This window comes from Tychonema sp. LEGE 06208, assembly GCF_015207505.1.
Taxonomy (GTDB): Bacteria; Cyanobacteriota; Cyanobacteriia; order Cyanobacteriales; family Microcoleaceae; genus Microcoleus.
Genome location: NZ_JADEWT010000130.1, coordinates 1 through 17,553 on the forward strand (window position 1 = coordinate 1; position 17,553 = coordinate 17,553).

Here is a 17,553-nt window from a genome sequence, read left to right on the forward strand (position 1 = left end):
GCTGTTGCTCATATAGATTGTGTATGGCGATTGAGGGTCCGATGGGGATCAGGGGAGAGGGGGAGAGAATTTGACGATTTTTGATTGTCATCAAAATATACAATGTTTATTTGCACAACAGCTTATCAATGCAAAACTGAGATGCTCTCACAAAATCTTTACCAAAACTTTAATAAAATTTGCCGGAATCTGTGATTTACTAAAAATTAAAGAGTCCCTACGAGGCGGCAGTATCTCCGGCTTTGTAAAAATATTTTTTTGTGCGAGTGCGATCGATAGGATCTCCCACGAATTAAAACAAAAGCGATCGATAGGATCTCCCACGCATTCAAGCAAAACACAGATGCTACCGAGCAAGCGACTTGATTTTTTATCACTCATTCCCCGGAGAATTTTATGAATTCTACTAATAAAAACAGTATTTACAGCACTTGCTCAGTGGCTGTTTTTTGTGCAATTATCGCGATACAGCCACAAAAAGCTACAGCAGCAACGCTATCTAACGGTTGGAATTATGCGATCGATTCCTTCAGCGACGGCGTGACAGGGCCGCAAATCGGCGGCGGCGAATTTGAATTTTACGGTATCGCTGTCAAAGAAACATCAGATACAGCTTTCATCGCCATTAACTCGAATCTAAGTTTAGCGGGATATGCAGACAGCGCCGCTCTCCGAGGCAACATCAACTACGGCGATTTATTCTTCAACTTTTCCGGTCAAAACTTCAACACAGCTAATGCAAATAACAGCTTGTTTGCCGTTCGCTTTGCCGAAGGAAATGACTCAGGCGTGGCAACAACTGGCGTTTACAGCAATGTCACTGCTAAAAACGTCACTAAAACCAACTCCGGCTTTAGCAATTTAAATCAATTCAACACTGTAGTTGCATCTCAAGGCGGTACTCCATCAATGGGCGATTTAGCTGCCACAGATCCCTATTTTGAACAAACAGGAAACTGGACAGTTCTCAACTCAATTGCTACAGGTACAAAAGTAGGAGAAATTAACTTTTTAACTCCCGCCACTTTGACTGCCCTCGGTCTGAATTTTGGTCAATTTAATGCAGTAGGTTCTCAAACAATCGGATTCAGTTTTAACAAATCCTCAATGCCTTCGGGGAGCTATATTGCTAATTTTTTGGCCGAGTGCGCTAATGATGCGATCGCCATTAAAAGCTCCTTTGAAGCCAGCTCTCCTGAAGCCGTACCCGAACCTTCTACTTGGTTTGCTACTTTACTAGGATTGAGCTTTTTAGGTATGGGTGTGGCGAAACGCAAAATTAAGGGCAAGATTGCCTAAGTTATGGGTGCGCTGCGGCGCACCTTACGCATCACTAGCGCGACTTCCAAATAGGTGTAGGGTGCGCGGCGGCGCACCTTACGACTTGCTGTAATTATCGAGCAATAAAATGCGCCCAAACATTCCCATCAGGCCCCGCAACTTGATTGACGTAACTGTAGGGATACATCAACTTTCTTCCCTCAGTATTGCTGTAGCCAGTGAGGGCATCTCCCCAAGGATCTTGCACGATATAACCCTGGGAATTGTAGCCAATTAAAGTGATAATGTGACCGGCCGCCGTAAAATCTCCCGCTAAAACTACTGGCCGCCGATTCAACAATTGGGATCGCACATCCGCCCATGTACGAGTCGTACTAAAACTCGTCTGGAACCCGTAAGCCTGAATCAGCGCCGTCAGCACGTTGTGATCCGTTTGAGAACCCTGGCCGGCATAGTCGAAACACCACTGCAACAACTCATCCTCCAACTGTCCGCCCCACTTAGAGCGAACGCCGTAGTAATAAAATACCATTGCGATCGCAGTTACATTGCAAGTAGACCAATCAAAACGCGGATTGTCCCGCTGCGAAAAATACGGCACGTTCAATTCCACATTGTTCGGAACTGGATCGAAAATTTTATCTCCCCGTTTGAACTGAACAAAGCTCGGAAAAACATAACCTGTATTGCCAAAATTCGGCAGTTCTTCAGTCAGGGAAACTTTTAGGTGATTTTCTTCCAAACCGTAGCTTTCCACGCCGTAAACTCTACCTAAAGGCAGTGTAACCCTCTCCGTAGCAGTTAGCTTGTTAGCATCTAACGGGCGTTTTTTCAATACCGTTGGTTGCAGCATTGTCATTGTCAAAGCATCGGGATCAAAGGGAACTTCTTTGCCGTTTTTCTTGATTTTAACGGACTGCCAATAAATAAATCCGACATTCCCGAAACCGGGAATAGATTCGGCGAGGGTTACTCGGAAATGACCCAAAACGCACGCATAGCCAGTGATGGTGTAGGTGCTACCTAAAATTAAAGCTGCAACTCCATTAGCAGGCAGTTTTGATGAATCTATTGGTTGGCTTTTAATCACAGTTGTTTGAGTTACCAACATTTCAGCGCCTCCGCTGTTGTTCGGTACGTCGGCGAGGTCAAACTTCAAGGTTTTTGTACCTTTGGCTAACTGAACGTCTGGTTCGTAAAAATAGCCAAAACTGCCGATCGGCGAAATTGCCGAATCCAGCACCACCTTGAGATGCCCGTCAACAAATCCGTACTTGCTCAACGTAAAAATCTGACCTGCTTTGACAAAAACTTTTTGCTGATTTTCTAGTCGCGAAGAATCAACCGGAGCTACTTTAAAGAAAGTAGCAGAAACTATCTTTAAGGTCAAATTTTTTCCGACAGTCAGCGGATCGGAACTAACTGTAATGTAAATTACTTGGCTGGCGGTAACATTGCGTTTGCTGTCAGTTGCGCGCAACCTCAGCCAACGAGCTCCTGCTATGCTAAATCCTTTAGGCATATTCACTTGCCAAGTGCCGGCTTGTTGGTTTAGCGTAACGGTTAGCGGAAATTTATCTTCAGCTATTACATCAACTTTTACCGCTTCCTGCTTGTCAAAAGTACCCTGCAGGACGATCGCCTGATTTACTAAAACTTCTGTTGGCCCTTGATAAGTTAAATTAGGGGCAGGATTGAAAGATTTACCACCGCGACTGAATTGCACGAAATCGGGAAAAATAAAACCCGTATTGCCAAAGGAAGGCAAATTTTCAGTCAGCGAGACTTTGACATCACCTTGTTCTATAGAGAATCCTGCAACTCCGTAAATCATGCCCGCCGCCAAAGTAATTTTTTCTGGCGATTGCAGGCTTGCTGGATTGACGGGCCGCTTTTTAAGCACAGCAGTTTTGATAACAGTCATCGTCACAGCATTTCTATCACACTGAATTCCTATCCCGTTTTGCAAAATTTGGACGTGTTGCGAGTACAAAAATCCTGACTGGACAAAGTTGGGAATCTGGTTATTTAGGGTGACACGAAAATGATTGTCTACGCAGGCATAGCCGAGAATATTGAAAGTTTCTCCTTGATAAAATCGGACTTTCTGATTTTCTGCTAAAGTAGCAGAATCTGCAGGATTGCGCTTTAACCAGGTTTTTTTGTTTACCCACAGCAACATCATTCCAGGCGGCGGGGCGGGTAATTCGGCGCGATCGAATATCATGATTTTTGCGCCGTTTGTGATGATTGCGTGCTTTTCGTAAAAAAAGCCGGACTTCCCCACCGGATTGATGGGATTCCTTAGTTGAACATTTAGGTGTCCGTCTTCTAACTCGTAGTCGGTAATTTGATAAGTTGTTCCGGCTGGTACGTCCGCTTTTTGTCGATCGTTGAGACTGCTACTAGGCAATGTTCCGGCTTTGAATCTGGTAAATTGGAGAATAATTAACGTAAAAGAGCGATCGGGTAAGTTAGAAGCAGGATTAACTTTGATGTTAATTGTTTGTTCGCCGATAACTTTACCAGCCTTATTAGTTGCCTTCACCTGCACAGTGCGAGTTCCAGGGCGATCGAACCCTTTCTCTAAACTGATGTTCCAGATGCCCGTAGATAAATTCATCTCAGCATTCAGGGCATTTGAGCCTTCTGTTGCTGAAATCGCCGCCACTTGATTTTTGTCAAAACTGCCCACTAAGACGGCGCCTAGATTTGCCTCAACTTCTTGTGGGCCTAAGTAACTCAAAATACTGTCGTTGCTTGTCATTATCTATCAGCCTACCTACTTAATTATTCAGCTACAGCAAGGATAACTTCTGATTTTATGAAACACAATCAATCTCGGACAAAACCGCCCCTCGACTGAATCTAGGGGCGGTGAAAGCCTTTTAAAGCATGAATTTTGAATGGTTGACAGGATTTGCACGCAAAATCTAACTGTAGGCTGTGCACCGCGTACCTGACGACAATCTAGGCTGCTCGATCGCATTTGTCGTGCAAGTTTTGGGGGAACAAATATAGTTAGAGTAGGTTGTTAACCCCCGTACCCGTGACCCCTCACTAAACTATGGTGACAAGAATATCTTGAGCGTGAGAGTCAACTTTCAAATTGTCTCCTTCATAAACCTGAATAATTTTGCCAGTACCGTCGATGACGAAGGTGACGCGCTTGGCATAATCACCTTTTTCGACATCGTAAGCTTTGGTAATTGCGCCATCAACATCTGCTAATAGTTGAAAAGGCAAACCGTACTTTTCTGTGAATTTTTGGTGCGATTCTTCGTTGTCGCGGCTGACACCGAGAACTACTATATCTTTGCCCTTGTATTCTTCATGGGCTGCTTTGAAGCTTTGGGCTTGTCTGGTGCAGCCGGGGGTGTCATCTTTGGGGTAGAAATACAAGATTACGGTTTTACCGTTGAAGTCGGAGAGGGAGACTGTTTTGCCGTTTGTGTCTTTGGCGCTGAATTGAGGAGCCGCGCACCCTACTGGTAATGTCATAGTTGTGTTTCTCTTGTTTGGTTTTTATTGCACTTCCTCAAGTTATTTTACTTGGTTTTGTGCCTTTCCAAGATACTGTTGCTAAAAATCGCGATCGCCCCTAGTATCAATTCCGGTTGCACTCAGACATGATATCAATTCCGGTTGCACCGGAATAATATAGAGGAGACGGCAGTGCCGTCTCCTGGTTGCTAAGAGGTTCTACATACCAAGCGATTGAGCGGCAGCGGGCATCATAGACGGATCGATCGCAATTCCTAAACCTTCTGCAACTTGGCGCCCGTAATTGGGATCGGCGCGGAAGAAATGGCACAGTTGGCGCATCTGAATTTCCGGTTTTACTCCACTCAAACTTTCCACAATGTTAGCGACAAGCCGCTGCTGTGCGTCGGGTTTCATCAAGCGATAGAGGTCTCCTGCTTGGGTGTAATCGTCATTGCCCTTACGCTGATCGTAGCGATCGACTTTGACATTTCCTAAATCCCAAGCTGGATCGGCATAGGCACAGTTTTCCTTCGGCGCATCCTCGTGGCTGTTGGGTTCGTAGTTGGGCGCGCTGCCACCGTTGTTACCCAGTGCCATTGCGCCATCCCGTTGGTAGTTCATTACCGGACACTTTGGTTGATTGACTGGCAATTGCTGATAGTTTGCACCGAGACGGTAGCGTTGAGCATCTGCATAGGACATGATGCGAAATTGCAGCACTTTGTCTGGAGAAAAGCTAATACCTGGAACGACATTAGAAGGAGAAAATGCCGCCTGTTCTACCTCAGCAAAAAAGTTTTGTGGATTGCGATTGAGTTCGAGAATTCCTACATCAATTAACGGAAACTCTGAGTGTTTCCAAACTTTCGTCAAGTCAAAGGGGCTTTCGCGATACTCTGCGGCTTGGGCCTCGGTCATTACTTGAATGCAAAAGCGCCATTTGGGATAATTACCTTGGTCGATCGATTCAAACAAGTCGCGAGTCGCATGATCTGCGTCTTCACCTTTAATCCGCATCGCTTCTTCGGCGGTGAAATTCTCAATACCTTGCATGGTTTTGAAATGGAATTTGCACCAAACCCGTTCTCCTTGAGCATTGATGAGGCTGAAGGTATGGCTGCCAAAACCGTCCATGTGGCGGTGGTTTTTCGGCGTACCGCGATCGGAAAACAGAATTGTCACCTGATGCAGAGATTCTGGACTCAGCGACCAGAAATCCCACTTGGCGTCAGCATCTTTGAGATGCGTTTGAGGATTGCGCTTTTGGGTGTGGATCAAATCAGGGAATTTGAGCGGATCGCGGATGAAGAAAACAGGGGTGTTATTGCCTACTAAATCCCAGTTGCCTTCTTCGGTGTAGAACTTCATCGAAAAACCTCTGGGATCGCGTTCGGCATCCGCTGAACCTTGTTCGCCGCCAACTGTAGAAAAGCGGAGAAGAACCTGAGTTTGTTTGCCAATTTCTGAGAATAGCTGAGCTTTGCTGTAGCGACTAATGTCATGGGTGACGGTGAATGTGCCAAATGCAGCGGCTCCTTTGGCATGGACAACGCGCTCAGGAATGCGTTCCCGGTTGAAGTGAGCCAGTTTCTCCATCAGGTGAAAATCCTGCATGAGGATAGGCCCGCGTTCACCGGCAGTCAAGGAGTTTTGGTTATCTGGAACTGGAATTCCGCTAGCGGTTGTCAATGTATTGTGGTCTGTCATAGTGGCTAAATTTATTGCTCCATCTTAAATATTCTATAGCTTTCTGGGAAGGAGGTCTATCTGCAGAGGTAATTCTCAGATAGGCGATTGTGTGTTAAATTATTAGTGTGTTTTCACACTTTGCTGAGTCAATTAAACTTAATTAACCAATAAAATATGATTGATTTCTACACTGTGATTATCAGAAAAAGTGCTGATTATTGGGTTTCTTTGTGTTTAGAAAATGGATTGGTGGGACAAGGCAATACTCCCGAACAATCTATTGATAAACTAAAACAAGCTATAGAGTCATTTTCCGAAGTATATGAATCAGAGTCTGATGTTTATCTCAGTCCTCTTTCTATTAATGAATTACACGAATTTCTGACTTTAGAAGATGCAGAAGCCTCCGACACTTATGAACTTAGGAAAGTTTATGCCTAAAAACCTTCCATCTTTAAAACCTAAAGCATTAATTAAGATTTTAGAACAAAACGGATGTCAGTTTTACCGAGAGGGGAAAGGGGATCATCGTTTGTATATGCGTGAAATTGAAGACCGAAAAAGGATTGTTCCGATTGATATGGGTGCAGGGGAAATGTCACCAGCTTATGTGTTACGGATTTTCAGGCAATTTGGGTTTACCGAGCCAGAAATTGAGGGGATGATTAGTTAAGTCGGCATTAATATACTCCCTGGTTGGTTGTTTCAACATTTGGAGTAGTGGTCTTTTCCACTCAGAAAAGCGATCGCCTAAAATGGCTTTTACAGCCAAACTCGTCTAGCCTGTTCTAAAATAGAAGACACATCCTATATTAATTCCCTACCATGTCGATCGCCGTCATTAAAGAACATATCGAAATTACTCCCGGAATCTGTGGGGGAAAACCCCGGATCGCCGGACACCGCATCCGAGTTCAGGATATAGTTGTTTGGCACGAACAAATGGGAATGTCACCAGACGAAATTCTGTATCACTATCCGAGTATTACTTTATCTGACATCTATGCAGCTTTAGCCTATTATCACGATCGTCGAGATGAAATTCGCTCTGCAATCGAAGCCGATGCAGAATTTGCGCGCCAGTTGAAAGCTCAAACTCCATCGCTATTGCAAGAAAAATTAAAAAATCGTCAACATGGCTAAGATAAAATTTCATCTTGACGAAAATATAACTCTTGCCATAGGAAATGGATTGCGAAGACGTGGAATTGATGTCACCACAACTCCAGAACAAGGAATGATCGGGCAATCCGACGAACAACAATTAGCATTTTCCCTGTCTCAAGAGCGGGTAATTTTCACCCAAGATACGGATTTTTTAAGACTGCATCATGCAGGTTTGTCTCACGCGGGTATTGTTTACTGTCTGCAAACCAGTAAATCGATTGGGGAAATTTTGCAAGGATTAGTATTAATTTGGGAGGTAGTGAATGCTGAAGAAATGAACGGTCGTTTGGAGTATTTGTAAAAATAGGCGATCGGCACTTGCCACCTGAGTATTAATCTTACCGAAGTTTCGGATCTTTTGACCCGCTGTCATATTTGGGTATATGTTTCAGAACTCCACTTTGACTCTAAATAGGTGATGATAAAAGCAGTACCTGTTCAAAAGTTCTCTAAATGACTTTTATTCCATCCGAAGCGTTTAAATCTATTAGTTATCCCGATCGCACCGTCAAAAGAGCCGATCGCGCCGTCCGGTGCAGCCCTTTTCAATTACACTTCTTCCAGACCATCCGCGAGACAAGTGTTTTCCTAACTGCGATCGCCTCAAATTCCGGTGTCGAAAGCGGCTACACCCGATCGCCCGTATCCGAACTCGCAGCGGAAAACTCCCTGCTGTGGCTGATTCAAGTCGGCGTACTGCGGCGCGAAGTAGACGGACAAGGGATTACCGACAGTTTTCGCCTCACGCCCCTGGGCCGCCAACTCGTGGAAAAATGGGAACGGGAAGGAGATAAAGTGCCGGATGCTTCATTGTGCGATCGCATGGGAAATGCTTTTAGCCGCGGGTTGGGACTGTTTCTTTAAGCGTTTATTGCTTGTCCCAGTCCGACAGTCCGACAGGGAATGATATCAATTCCGGTTGCACTCTTGGAGATGATAGGGGAGACGGCAGTGCCGTGTCCCTACCCAAAATAATATTGTAGGGACACGGCATTGCCGTCTCCTCATTTCGGCTAATACAAATTAAACTTAAATCGAATAAAAATAATGGTTCAAACCGCTTCTAAACCTTTGACTCTCGATGAATTTCTCCAACTGTCGGAAACCAAACCCGCCAGCGAATTCATCGATGGCCAGATTATCCAAAAACCTATGCCCCAAGGAAAACACAGCACGATTCAAAGCGATTTGGGTGGTGACATCAACCGGGTACTCAAACCCCAACGCATCGCCCGCGCCTATCCAGAATTGCGCTGTACCTTTGGCGGTCGATCGACTGTTCCCGATGTTACAGTGTTCGCTTGGGAACGGATTCCCCGCGACGAGAACGGCGAAGTCGCCAACACCTTCGCCATCGCCCCAGACTGGACAATCGAAATTCTTTCCCCCGACCAAAGCCAAACCAAAGTCGTCCGCAACATCCTCCACCGTCTAGCCCACGGAACTCAGATGGGCTGGCTGATTGACCCCGATGAAAAATTAGTCTTTGTCTATTTTGCCGTTAGCGAAGCCCTCGCAGAGGATCGCACCATAGCATTTTTTGAAGAACCGGGCGATCGCATCCCCGTTCCACCCTTCGCCGAATCCTTCAATCTCACCGTTGGTGAAATGTTCAGTTGGCTGACTCAATAGCCCAAGCTCGATTTGTTGGTGAATGATATCAAATCCAGTAGCATCGGAATTATTATTAGCCGAAATTTGGACACGGCAGTGCCGTGTCCCTACAATATTATTTTGGGTAGGGACACGGCACTGCCGTGTCCAATATCATTCCGCAACCGGAATTGATATGATTTAACCGCAGAGGTCGCAGAGGGCGCAGAGGATGGAGAAGAGAGAGTTCTCTGCGGATTTGGTTCGATCGAATGTGCGGTCGATCGCCTATACTGGAATATCTGGCTGTCAGAACTTCAAGGACGAGAGACGACTAAAGTTATCACTACAAACTTAATTATGATTATTTAACCGGACTTGATATCATCTCTCAAATAACCGCTAACTACTAACAACTAACTACATAAAACTTTTCTCCAAAATGGAAGCAAAATCCTACAAAGACACCGTAAATCTGCCCAAAACCAAGTTTGATATGCGGGCTAACGCCGCCCGTCGGGAACCAGAATTGCAACAATTTTGGGCAGATCGAGAAATCTACGATCGCCTTTCCCACAATAACCCAGGCGATTTGTTCATCCTCCACGACGGCCCGCCCTACGCTAACGGACAACTTCACATCGGCCACGCCCTCAATAAAATCCTTAAAGATTTTATCAACCGCTACCAAATGCTGCGCGGCAAAAAAGTTCGCTACGTGCCCGGTTGGGACTGTCACGGATTGCCGATCGAACTTAAAGTCTTGCAGAACATGAAATCGGACGAAAGGCTCAATCTTACCCCGATCGACCTCCGCACCAAAGCCGCCGCCTTCGCGCAGCAAACAATGGAACAGCAGCGCGATTCCTTCCAGCGCTACGGGGTTTGGGGCGACTGGAAACACCCGTACTTAACCATGAAACCCGAATACGAAGCCGCCCAAATCGGCGTTTTCGGTCAAATGGTGCTCAAAGGCTACATCTATCGCGGCTTTAAACCCGTGCACTGGAGTCCGAGCTCGAAAACAGCCCTCGCCGAAGCTGAATTGGAATATCCCGAAGGCCACGTTTCGCGCAGCATCTACGTCGGCTTTCATGTGAGAAACTTGTCAAAATCTTTGCAAACGAAGCTCAAGCGCTATATGCCGAGCCTCTGGGCCGCGATTTGGACGACTACCCCTTGGACGATTCCGGCCAACTTGGCGATCGCCGTCAATCCCGAACTGATGTATGCGGTGGTGGAACCGCCGGCAAATTCCCACATCGCGCAACAATTTATGTTAGTAGCTGTCGATGCGGTCGATCGACTTTCGGCAACTTTCAACACAAAATTAAAAATCCTGGCTACCTTCCCAGGTAAAGAATTAGAAGGCTGCACCTACAAACATCCGTTGTTCGATCGCGAAAGCCCGATCGTGGCCGGCGGCGACTACATTACCGCTGACTCAGGAACCGGATTGGTGCACACCGCACCAGGCCACGGACAAGAAGACTTTATCGTCGGAAAACGCTGCGGTTTACCAGTTTTAACTCCCGTAGATGAAAACGGAAATTTCACCGCAGAAGCCGGAGAGTTTGCAGGTTTAAATGTCCTCGGAAACGGCAATAGCGCGGTAATTGAGGCCTTGGAAAAGGCAAATTGTTTGATCAAAGAGGAAGCTTATCCTCACTCCTATCCTTACGATTGGCGCACTAAAAAGCCGACGATTTTTCGGGCTACAGAACAGTGGTTTGCGTCGGTGGAAGGGTTCCGAGATGAAGCATTAAAAGCCATTTCTAATGTGAATTGGATTCCGGCCCAAGGCGAAAATAGAATTACGGCAATGGTGGGCGATCGAGCAGATTGGTGCATTTCTCGCCAGCGGACTTGGGGCGTTCCCATTCCCGTATTTTACGACGAAGAAACCAACGAACCGCTATTAAATGAAGAAACGATCGCCCACGTGCAAGCCATCTTTGCCGAGAAGGGTTCCGATGCTTGGTGGGAATTGTCGATCGCCGAATTATTGCCAGAATCTTACCGCAACAATGGCCGCACTTACCGCAAGGGTACGGACACGATGGATGTGTGGTTTGACTCCGGTTCTTCCTGGGCTGCTGTGGCGCAAGGGCGATCGGAATTAAACTATCCTGCTGATATCTATTTGGAAGGTTCAGACCAACATCGCGGCTGGTTTCAATCCAGCTTGCTAACCAGTGTAGCAACCAACGGCATTGCTCCTTACAAAACAGTTTTGACTCACGGTTTTGTGCTGGATGAAAAAGGCCGCAAGATGAGCAAATCTGAAGGCAATGTCGTAGATCCGGCCGTCGTAATTAAGGAATATGGAGCCGATGTTTTGCGGTTGTGGGTGTCTTCGGTGGACTATTCTGCCGATGTGCCGTTGGGCAAAAACATTCTCAAACAGCAGTCGGATGTTTACCGCAAAATTCGCAATACAGCTAAGTTTTTGCTGGGGAATTTGCACGACTTCGATCCGGCAAAAGATGCTGTAGCTTACGAGGATTTGCCAGAACTCGATCGCTATATGCTGCACAGAATGGGCGAAGTTTTTGCGGAAGTTCAAGATGCTTTTGAAAACTTCCAATTTTCCCGATTCTTCCAAACAGTGCAGAATTTCTGTACGGTGGATTTGTCTAATTTTTACTTGGATGTTGCGAAGGATCGACTTTATATCAGCGCGACAGATGCCCGCCGTCGCCGCAGTTGTCAGACGGTAATTGCGATCGCTGTGGAGAATTTGGCAAGGGCGATCGCACCTGTGTTGTGTCACATGGCTGAGGATATTTGGCAGTACCTTCCCTATCCAACTCCCTACAAATCTGTATTTGAAGCCGGTTGGGTGCAACTTGACGCTTCGTGGCACAATCCAGAATTGGCTGCGCGCTGGCAATATTTGCGGCAAGTACGCGGCGAAGTTAACAAGGTTTTGGAACAGGCGAGGACTGAAAAGGCGATCGGTTCTTCTTTGGAAGCTAAGGTTTTATTGTACGTTCCCGATGTCGAAAAAAGACAGCAACTACAAGCTTTGAATCCTAGCAGCGAAGAATTGGTGGATTATGTGCGATCGCAAAATGCAGCGATCGAACTAACCGCAGAGGAGAAAGCAAAAGCAGTACAAGATCGACAGGAAGAAAAAGCTGCAAGTGTTGCAAAAAACTTGACAATAAAGACTGTTAGTGTTGAGCAACAAACAGTCGCTAAGCGCGATGCAGATTCTGAAATTGTAGAGTATTCTGCGCCTGAAGAATCGGCTTTAGACTTGCAGCAAATGTTAGATCGCAGCGCCCAGTTTATCGCTGATTTGCCTGAATACGCGGGCAACTTTATCGCAGAATACCAAAAAGTTCTGGTAACGCTAGGGCTGTTAGCTTCTGTATTGGTAACGGGTAGAGTAACCCTGGCAGTTTTGGATACGATGAATCAAATTCCTCTCTTGGAAGTATTCTTTAAAGTCATCGGTATCCTATTTACGATCTGGTTTGCTTTCCGTCACTTGCTGTTTGCAGAAAACCGTCAAGAAATTGGACAAACAATTGATTCCCTGACAGCCGATGTGCTGGGACAAACAACTGCGCTTGTGCTTGTAGAAACACAGGCGATCGTACTAGCACCCGTAGTAGAGACAGCCCTTGTACCAATACAGGCGCAAACATCCGCAGCCCAACAAAGTTTTGCAGAAATACCTGCAATCCCGAAAGTAGAATTAAGTGTCGAGCCCAAAGCAGAAACTCCTGCTGAAGTAGCTGTACACCATCATTCTGCAAGTGGTAGCAACGGTGTAGACGAATTGCGCTATTTGTTCATCACCTCAGAAGTTGAACTGATCGAATCGAATGCAGCGATGCCAGAATTGCCGTACAGTTACCAATCTCCAGAGTTGGCGATTGGTGTAGTCAAAGCAGACGGCAAAAAGTGCGATCGTTGCTGGAATTACTCAACCCACGTCGGAGAGTCGATCGAACATCCGGCAATTTGCGAACGCTGCGTCTCAGCAGTAGACGGCAAATTTTAACGCAGGATGTGTAATAAATAGTTTGTCATTGCCAGTGAAACGAAGCAATCGCTTAATTTCCGCCATTGCTTCACTTCATCTCTCTCTTATCTTCTCTTCCTCTGCGTGCTCTGCGTTCTCTGCGGTTAAATCATTCCGATTATTCAAATTAAAAAAGCAATGGTTTACGCAGAATGTTTTTAGACAGAGGTGTAAATCCCCATCTTAAAAACGTCACGCGACCTATGTCAACTGTTTAAGGTATGTGTATGGTGCGGATATGTGAGATTTCCCAGCTTTCTGGGGAGATTGTCGGTGATATCGTTTCCGGTTGAATCGGAATGATTTAACCTGACTAGAACACAGAGAACACAGAGAGATCCGAGAGAAATGAATACAGGACGATGAAGAGAGGAATTGATAGGAATCCGCACCCTACGGGGATTTTCTAGCTTTCTGGGCAGATGATGAATAGTGACATACTTGCGATATGTTGTATGGTAAGTCGCACGAGTCATTTCCCTCTCAGTACGCTTTGTGACCGATTTTCCTACTTACCGAATGTTTTTATGAAAATTTTAGTAACTGGTGCAGCAGGCTTTATCGGCTATCATTTAGCTCAAAGATTGCTATCCCAAGGGCAACAAGTTTACGGCATCGATAACTTAAATGACTATTATGATGTCAACCTCAAAAAAGCGCGTTTAGCTCAACTCCAGACGCATTCACAATTTACTTTTGAATATTTAGATTTGAGCGATCGCCCTAGCATATCCCAACTTTTTCAAAACCACAAATTTGACCGCGTTGTTCACCTCGCCGGTCAACCGGGCGTTCGCTACTCGCTGGAAAATCCTCACGCCTACGCAGACAGCAACCTGACAGGATTTATCAACATTTTAGAAGGCTGTCGCCACAGCCAAATCGAGCATTTAGTTTTTGCTTCTTCCAGTTCTGTTTATGGTGCTAATACTAAAGTTCCCTTTGCAGTTAGCGATAACGTCGATCATCCGATTTCCCTTTACGCTGCCACCAAAAAAGCTAACGAACTGATGGCTCATTCCTACAGCCATTTGTACGGTTTGCCGATTACGGGATTGCGCTTTTTTACAGTATACGGCCCCTGGGGAAGACCGGATATGGCTTATTTCAAATTCGTCAAGGCGATCGCCGAAAACAAGCCCATCGACGTTTACAACTTCGGCAAAATGCAGCGCGATTTCACTTACATTGACGATGTAATTGAAGGAGTTGTGCGAGTCATGGCAAAACCGCCTCAATCGATCGCCCAAAATTCTGCCACCACGGCTCCCTACAAGATTTATAATATTGGCAATCATTCCCCTGTGGAATTGTTGACTTTTATCGAAGTCATTGAAAAAGCAATGGGGAAAACAGCCGTTAAGAATTTTTTGCCAATGCAGCCCGGTGACGTACTTTCTACCTATGCAGATGTAAGCGATTTGATGCAGGATGTAGGATTTAAGCCCAGTACGCCGATCGCCCAAGGCATCCATAAGTTTGTAGAATGGTATCGAGACTATTACGGCGGTGCGGGCGATAACTCTTACAGTCAAGAGGCTGCAGAGATAGAACATCTTCCCAGTGGCGATCGTCTGGCCAAAGTTTAAGCGCCAACAATATTTACTAATGTGCTTAAAAACGCATTAGTTTTACCGCTATTGGTTCGTAGCGCGGACTGAAGTTTGCACTGCGAACTAATATTGTAGATAAATACGGTTTACTTAAGACGATCTCCCTGGCACACCCCTTAAAAAGGGGAGTAGGGGGTGGGACAAGAATGCTCTCAAAGTCCCCCGACTATCCGGCGGATTTAGGGGGATCTCCGGGGCATAAATATGTTAAGTGAACCCTATTGTATGATAGATGCTCCTGATTAGAGGAAAACGAGATCAATCGATTAGCAAAACTATTTCCGGTCAAAAAAACTGCAGACAATTTCACCAGGGTTGTTTTGTCCAAACGCCAAAACACGGCCATCTTTCTTAACCGTAGTGCGATCGCGGCAATTGTACAATTCCAGAGGCTGTTTAACTCGATCCACACTCAGAGTTACCCTGTATTCCCAATAATTTTTTGCACTGCGTTTGATATCGACAATGCAAATCTCGCGCCCTTGATAATTTCGGCAAACAGATGCCTCAGCCGGCAGCGCCACCCAGAAAACAGATATTAATAGCAACCAGCCGCAAAAATATTTCATCATCCGCTTAACAACAAAGCGCGGCCTCATGTCGCCACATCATAGGATAGCTGAACCATACCAGAACTGTAAGTCTGACATCCAGTTAGCTGCAAAGCTGTAGTGTTGGGATTAGCAAATAAAGGAATTCCCTCGCCCAAAATCAGCGGGTGCACCGATAGAATTAACTCGTTTACAAGATTTTTGTTCAGGAAATCGCGAATTAACAAAGAGCCTCCCACCAACCAAATATTTTTGCCCTCTATCAAGCGCAAATCATTGACAAAACTCTCTAATTGTGTTACTACTTCCACATCAGAAGTTGCTACGAAATCTAGATTTTTAGTAAAAACATAACTTTTTTTTTCTTGGTAGGGATACTCGCCAAAAGTTAGAACTTGTTCGTAGGTTTTGCGACCCATGAGGACTGTATCGATGCTATCTAAAAATTTAGTATAGCCGTAATTTTGGTCTGTATACAGCCAGTCAATCTCGCCATTGGATCGCGCGATGTAACCGTCTAAACTAGATGCAATGAAGAGTACAATTTTACGCATGGCAATACCTGGATTTTGGCTGTGGGGGCGATCGCCCGAATCACCTTAATTTTAGATCCTATCATGTCCGAAGACAACGCTGGCAATAACATTAGTGCGATCGGACTAATTGACCGGAGAGAAGTATCAATCGGGGCCAAAAAACCGGGTTTCTACCAGTCTTTGGTTGGGTGACGAGAAATACAGAAAGAAACCCGGTTTCTGAGATTTACGCATCGAGGCCAAGAAACCCGGTTTCTACCAGTCTTTGGTTGGGTGACAAGAAATACAGAGAGAAACCCGGTTTCTGAGATTTTCGCATCGGGCCAAGAAACCGGGTTTCTACGAATCTTTGGTTGAGTAACAGAAAATATCAAGATAAATCCGGTTTCTGAGGTCTTTGTTACCAAATGATGACAAATGATGGTAGGCTTGGGATAGGGAGTTTTTTGTTTATGAATCCAATAAAACGTGTTGCCATAGTGGGAGGAACCCACGGAAACGAACTCACAGGCATTTACCTGGTGAAGAAGTTCGATTGCGCGCCACAGTCAATTGGGCGATCGACTTTTGAAACAATCGCCCTGCTAGCCAATCCCAAAGCTTCCGAAATCGGGAGACGCTACGTCGATATCGACCTCAACCGCTGCTTTCGACAGCAAGATTTACAAAATCCCCACCTCTCCACCTACGAAGCGCAGCGGGCAAAAGAAATCTACCACATTTTTAGCCCAAAAACTACTCCGCAGCAAAACTTAATTATCGATTTGCACAGCACCACATCCAATATGGGGCTAACATTTATTCTCGCCAGCCAGCATCCTTTTAACCTGCAACTAGCAGCTTATTTAACCTCTGTGTATCCCCACCTCAAGCTGCTGGTTTCGGCAACTAACAATTATGATAGTCCTTTGCTGCGATCGATTTCCGAATTAGGCGGTACGCTGGAGGTTGGTGCAGTGCCACAAGGCGTATTAGATGCCTCTTTATTTCAGCAAACCGAGCAGGTTGTCGGCACAATTTTAGACTGCGTAGAAAGCTACAATCAAGGCACAATGCCTGCTGCAACAAATCCCCTGACTGTTTATCATACCATCGGGGCGATCGACTATCCCAGAAACAACAAGGGAGAGATTCAGGCAATGATCCATCCTCAGCTACAATCAAGAGATTATCAAGCCCTAAATCCCGGCGATCCGATGTTTTTGACCTTTGAGGGCGAGTCGGTCTTCTATGAAGGTAAATCGACGGTATATCCAATTTTTATTAACGAGGCGGCTTACTACGAAAAAGGAATTGCGATGTGTTTTACCCAAAAGCAAATAGTTAGTTATTAGTTGTGAGTTGTGAGTTATTAGTTATTAGTTATTAGTTATTAGTTGTGAGTTATTAGTTATTAGTTATTAGTTATTAGTTATTAGTTATTAGTTGTGAGTTATTAGTTATTAGTTGTGAGTTGTGAGTTATTAGTTGTGATTTGTGAGTTGTGAGTTGTTAGTTATTAGTTCTTAGTTGTGAGTTATTAGTTGTTAGTTGTTATAGCAATCCTCGCATCATTTGTGAATTTCTTACTCCCTCCCCGAACTCGCGGGGAGGGTTGGGGT

At 45.4% G+C, this 17,553-nt stretch carries 16 protein-coding genes; 10 read left to right on the forward strand and 6 right to left on the reverse strand.

Annotated features, from left to right (window positions below):
* Nucleotides 1-396 precede the first annotated feature (396 nt).
* On the forward strand, nt 397-1,299 hold the full coding sequence (locus tag IQ263_RS24500; RefSeq protein ID WP_194070727.1) for a PEP-CTERM sorting domain-containing protein: 903 nt from the start codon (nt 397-399) through the stop codon (nt 1,297-1,299).
* 94 nt (nt 1,300-1,393) lie between these two features.
* Here the strand turns inward: IQ263_RS24500 and IQ263_RS24505 are convergent, their stop codons facing one another.
* From IQ263_RS24505 to IQ263_RS24515, 3 genes are all read right to left on the reverse strand, one after another.
* Nucleotides 1,394-4,048 (reverse strand): C39 family peptidase, encoded by a 2,655-nt coding sequence (locus IQ263_RS24505; protein ID WP_194070728.1) that lies wholly within the window; start codon nt 4,046-4,048, stop codon nt 1,394-1,396.
* 293 nt (nt 4,049-4,341) lie between these two features.
* Nucleotides 4,342-4,782: a peroxiredoxin gene (locus IQ263_RS24510; RefSeq protein ID WP_194011687.1), complete on the reverse strand. Its 441-nt coding sequence runs from the start codon at nt 4,780-4,782 to the stop codon at nt 4,342-4,344.
* Between the two features lie 201 nt (nt 4,783-4,983).
* The gene (locus IQ263_RS24515) at nt 4,984-6,474 is read right to left on the reverse strand and encodes a catalase (protein ID WP_194070729.1); all 1,491 of its coding nucleotides are present in this window, start codon (nt 6,472-6,474) and stop codon (nt 4,984-4,986) included.
* Between the two features lie 156 nt (nt 6,475-6,630).
* Here IQ263_RS24515 and IQ263_RS24520 point away from each other — a divergent pair, with 156 nt between their 5' ends.
* From IQ263_RS24520 to IQ263_RS24540, 5 genes are all read left to right on the forward strand, one after another.
* A complete protein-coding gene (locus tag IQ263_RS24520) occupies nt 6,631-6,897 on the forward strand; it encodes a type II toxin-antitoxin system HicB family antitoxin (RefSeq protein WP_228050329.1) in 267 nt (88 codons plus the stop codon).
* The gene (locus tag IQ263_RS24525; RefSeq protein ID WP_194070730.1) at nt 6,890-7,129 is read left to right on the forward strand and encodes a type II toxin-antitoxin system HicA family toxin; all 240 of its coding nucleotides are present in this window, start codon (nt 6,890-6,892) and stop codon (nt 7,127-7,129) included. The genes IQ263_RS24520 and IQ263_RS24525 overlap by 8 nt, the downstream gene beginning before the upstream one ends.
* Nucleotides 7,130-7,281: 152 nt before the next feature.
* Nucleotides 7,282-7,599 carry a DUF433 domain-containing protein gene (locus IQ263_RS24530; protein WP_194070731.1) on the forward strand — a complete coding sequence of 106 codons (318 nt, stop codon included), beginning with the start codon at nt 7,282-7,284 and terminating at the stop codon, nt 7,597-7,599.
* Nucleotides 7,592-7,924, forward strand: a complete 333-nt coding sequence (locus IQ263_RS24535; RefSeq protein WP_194070732.1) for a DUF5615 family PIN-like protein — start codon at nt 7,592-7,594, stop codon at nt 7,922-7,924. The genes IQ263_RS24530 and IQ263_RS24535 overlap by 8 nt, the downstream gene beginning before the upstream one ends.
* Nucleotides 7,925-8,076: 152 nt before the next feature.
* A complete protein-coding gene (locus tag IQ263_RS24540; RefSeq protein ID WP_194070733.1) occupies nt 8,077-8,487 on the forward strand; it encodes an Npun_F0494 family protein in 411 nt (136 codons plus the stop codon).
* Between the two features lie 4 nt (nt 8,488-8,491).
* Here the strand turns inward: IQ263_RS24540 and IQ263_RS29520 are convergent, their stop codons facing one another.
* Nucleotides 8,492-8,617, reverse strand: a complete 126-nt coding sequence (locus tag IQ263_RS29520; protein WP_255515927.1) for a hypothetical protein — start codon at nt 8,615-8,617, stop codon at nt 8,492-8,494.
* A gap of 53 nt (nt 8,618-8,670) precedes the next feature.
* On the opposite strand from IQ263_RS29520, the gene IQ263_RS24545 reads away from it, so the two are divergent.
* The 3 genes from IQ263_RS24545 (at nt 8,671) to IQ263_RS24555 (ending at nt 14,841) form a co-directional block, all read left to right on the forward strand.
* Nucleotides 8,671-9,255 carry a Uma2 family endonuclease gene (locus IQ263_RS24545; RefSeq protein WP_194070734.1) on the forward strand — a complete coding sequence of 195 codons (585 nt, stop codon included), beginning with the start codon at nt 8,671-8,673 and terminating at the stop codon, nt 9,253-9,255.
* A gap of 403 nt (nt 9,256-9,658) precedes the next feature.
* Entirely contained in the window at nt 9,659-13,231 is a 3,573-nt protein-coding gene (gene ileS / locus IQ263_RS24550; RefSeq protein ID WP_194070735.1) for an isoleucine--tRNA ligase, read from the forward strand.
* Nucleotides 13,232-13,779: 548 nt separating this feature from the next.
* Complete coding sequence (locus IQ263_RS24555) at nt 13,780-14,841, forward strand: NAD-dependent epimerase (protein ID WP_194070736.1); 1,062 nt, start codon at nt 13,780-13,782, stop codon at nt 14,839-14,841.
* Nucleotides 14,842-15,140: 299 nt separating this feature from the next.
* On the opposite strand, the gene IQ263_RS24560 is transcribed toward IQ263_RS24555, so the two are convergent.
* Together IQ263_RS24560 and IQ263_RS24565 are read right to left on the reverse strand one after the other, a co-directional pair.
* The gene (locus tag IQ263_RS24560) at nt 15,141-15,437 is read right to left on the reverse strand and encodes a hypothetical protein (protein ID WP_194070737.1); all 297 of its coding nucleotides are present in this window, start codon (nt 15,435-15,437) and stop codon (nt 15,141-15,143) included.
* Between the two features lie 23 nt (nt 15,438-15,460).
* Nucleotides 15,461-15,970 carry a dihydrofolate reductase family protein gene (locus IQ263_RS24565; protein ID WP_194070738.1) on the reverse strand — a complete coding sequence of 170 codons (510 nt, stop codon included), beginning with the start codon at nt 15,968-15,970 and terminating at the stop codon, nt 15,461-15,463.
* A 434-nt stretch (nt 15,971-16,404) separates the two neighbouring features.
* Here IQ263_RS24565 and IQ263_RS24570 point away from each other — a divergent pair, with 434 nt between their 5' ends.
* Complete coding sequence (locus IQ263_RS24570) at nt 16,405-17,286, forward strand: aspartoacylase (protein WP_194070739.1); 882 nt, start codon at nt 16,405-16,407, stop codon at nt 17,284-17,286.
* Nucleotides 17,287-17,553: the final 267 nt, after the last annotated feature.